At 45.3% G+C, this 3,055-nt stretch carries 2 protein-coding genes; both read right to left on the bottom strand.

All coding sequences use genetic code 11. The features are described from left to right. Window positions 1-1,598 (bottom strand): nickel-dependent hydrogenase large subunit (locus CXF78_RS18500; RefSeq protein ID WP_102037580.1); only part of this gene is annotated, 1,598 nt, incomplete at its 3' end. 2 nt (window positions 1,599-1,600) lie between these two features. After that, complete coding sequence (hyaA, locus tag CXF78_RS18495) at window positions 1,601-2,737, bottom strand: nickel-dependent hydrogenase small subunit (RefSeq protein WP_102037579.1); 1,137 nt, start codon at window positions 2,735-2,737, stop codon at window positions 1,601-1,603. Window positions 2,738-3,055: the final 318 nt, after the last annotated feature.

Below are 3,055 nucleotides of genomic sequence, written 5' to 3'. Positions count from 1 at the left end.
ATGACTTCTAACGGCTTAGTTGGGTCTTCAAGTTTCAAACCAATCAACGAAGCTTCGTATGGGCCCATTTTACCGTTAGCATCCACAGGGCCTGCGTTCCAGGTAGTAGGAACCACAGCTTGGTAGTTTTCGACTTTGGCATCTTTAATCCGGATCCAATGACTTAACATGCCGCGAGGAGCTTCAATCATCGAATAACCTTCGTAAACGCGGTCTGGGTCTATCTCAGGTTTAACGTAAGTAGACTGATCCGACTGTATGTTAATCAGTAAAGAATCAAAGGTTTGCAAACTGGCTTGGCCAACCAATACGGTTTGCAACATACGTGCAGCAGTACGGCCTAAAGTGGTAAACAACGCCTCAAGAGGCAAGCCAGTGCGAGCTAACAAACCATCAACCGCATTGACCACAACTTGGTTTCCGCGAGCATAGTTAACTAATAAACAGGCTAGTGGACCCACTTCAATCGGTTCATCCTGGTAACGCGGAGACTTAACCCACGAGTATTTACCATCGCCATTAATGGTCGGCAGTTTGCCATACACAGTGTCGCGTTCAATAAACCCAGTGTAATCAGGAATGGTGGTGCCTTGATATGGATGTTGCGGACCATCGGCTTTATACCAAGCGTGAGTCACGTCTTCTTTAATCAAGCTCGGATCGATATCCAATACATTGGCTAAATCACCGTTTAAAATGACTCCTTGGTTAAATAAGTACTCGCCATTGGCTGTGATAAAATCTTCACCGCACAAGAAGCTGTTAACATTTACACCGCCAAGTACACTGGCTTCAGTGCCAAATGCTTCTGCTGCCATCACAATATCGGCTTGGTAAGCTCGCTCAATAAAGTCTTGCACCATGGCGTGCTTTTGTTTCCATTCTTGTAAACGGGCAGGGCTTAACATGTCTCGCACTGAGGTTACGCCGCCCACAACAATAGACTGTGGGTGTGGCGATTTACCACCAAAAATAGCCAGCATTTCAGCCGCAACACGTTGTACTTCAAGTGCTTTTAAATAATGCGATAACGCAATGAGGTTTTGCTCAGGGGTAAAACGATAAGTACCATTACCCCAATAGGCATTGGCAAATGGACCCAGTTTTCCGGTTTCGACCAAGCCTTTCACTCGTGCCTGTACCGCTTTTAATTCACCTTCACCGGCAGCAATCGGTGCATCAGAGTAATTCATTGCCACTTTAGCCGCTAAGGCTGGGTCGGCACTTAATGCTGATACCACATCCACCCAATCCAAACCATGTAGATGATAAAAATGCACAATATGATCATGCATGTAGAGTGATGACTGCATTATGCTGCGCAGGTATTTAGCATTAAGTGGGATCTTAACCCCAAGGGCATTTTCAACTGCCTCAGTACCGCAACGATAATGCGAATAGGTACATACGCCACAAATACGCTGCACAATTAAGCCCACATCCATTGGAGTTCGGCCTTTTAAAATAACCTCAATACCTCGCCATAAGGTCGACGAAGACCAAGCCTTGGTAATGACATTATTGTCATCCACTTCAACTTCGACACGTAAATGGCCTTCGATACGGGTGATAGGGTCGATAACGACACGTTTACTCATGATTATTCCTCCAAAGGCTTAGCAAATACGCTAGCAACTGCATGGGCGCCAATACCAACAACGGTAGCGCCTAAAATGACCGCACCAATGGTGTCTGCGGTGGCATCTATGCCATGTAAAAGTTGGCGTCCTAGCGGTTTTTCAAAGTCCGCCATGTCATCCCAAAAATTCGGCTCAGAGCAACCCATACAGCCATGACCCGCTAACACCGGCCAACTGGTGTGATGGTTAAAACGCTCAGTAGGGCAGTTGTTGTAGGTATATGGGCCTTTACAGCCGACTTTATAAAGGCAGTAACCTTCTTTTGCACCTTCATCACCAAATTCTTCAACAAACTCACCAGCATCAAAGCGCCCACGACGTTCACAGTTATCATGTACCCGTGCGCCGTAAGCCCATTTAGGACGATTAAACATATCCAGTGCAGGTAACTTACCGAACATAATGAAATACATTAGCGTGCCAACAATGTTCTTTTCGCTCGGAGGGCAACCGCCTAAGTTAATCACAGGTTTATCGACCACTTCGTAAACACCTTTTGCCCCAGTCGGGTTAGGTGCAGCGGCTTGTACACCGCCAAAAGCAGCGCAAGTACCAACGGAGATAATCGCGGCAGCATTTTCAGCTGCTTCCTTAACAATGTGTAAACCCGTATGACCTTTACAACCCACGGTTAAAAAGGTGCCGTTATTGGCGGTAGGGACCGCACCTTCAACGGCCAGTAAATACCGACCTTTGTAAGTTTCTAGTGCATGCTCTAGGTTCTCTTCGGCTTGCCAACCAGAAGCTGCCATTAAGGTTTCGTGATATTCAAGCGAGATATGATCGAAAATCAATGTGTCGAGGTTGGGCGTATCGGTACGAATTAATGACTCAGAGCACCCGGTACATTCGGCTAAATGTAACCAAATTAACGGTACTCGGTCGGCTAATTCAGCCGCTTCGGCAACCAGATTACTAAAGGGTAGGGGCAAGGCGAACATTGCGGAGACCGATGCGGTCCACTTAATGAAGTCTCGACGAGATATCCCAATGTTGGCCATTTTTTGTTGTAGTGATACGGGCTGACGTTGGGCAAATTGGCGTAAATAATCAAGGCGATCTTGACCCTGTTTATAAAGGGCTGCATGTGTGTCCATGTTGATACCTTCTGCTTAAGTTAGCTCAGTGGCTAATAATTAGTTGCAATCCATCGGTATCAATTTTAGAACTTGGCTAAAAATCGTCTTTGATATAAATCAATTTGTGAGATATTCCCATAACATATGTAGGGCTATATCGCAGTATTTATGATGTTGATCAAGTTAACAAAAATGAAATTGGACAAATTGTCGCAGATCACTAATTCATAGAGAAGGTGATCAAGCACTTCACTTGGGGATTTTGTAGAAACATGATGTTGTTGTTTTTAACAGCCATTGCAATATCGGCTGTACCCAATATTGGCAACAATAAAT

It is taken from the genome of Shewanella sp. 11B5, assembly GCF_002836795.1.
GTDB lineage: Bacteria > Pseudomonadota > Gammaproteobacteria > Enterobacterales > Shewanellaceae > Shewanella > Shewanella frigidimarina.
Note: the sequence above shows the minus strand (reverse complement) of the source record. Positions and strands in the feature narration are given on the sequence as shown.

Excerpts from the sequence above, each read along its gene's own strand:
- hyaA (WP_102037579.1), bottom strand. The coding sequence starts at position 2,737 with ATGGACACACATGCAGCCCTTTATAAACAGGGTCAAGATCGCCTTGAT.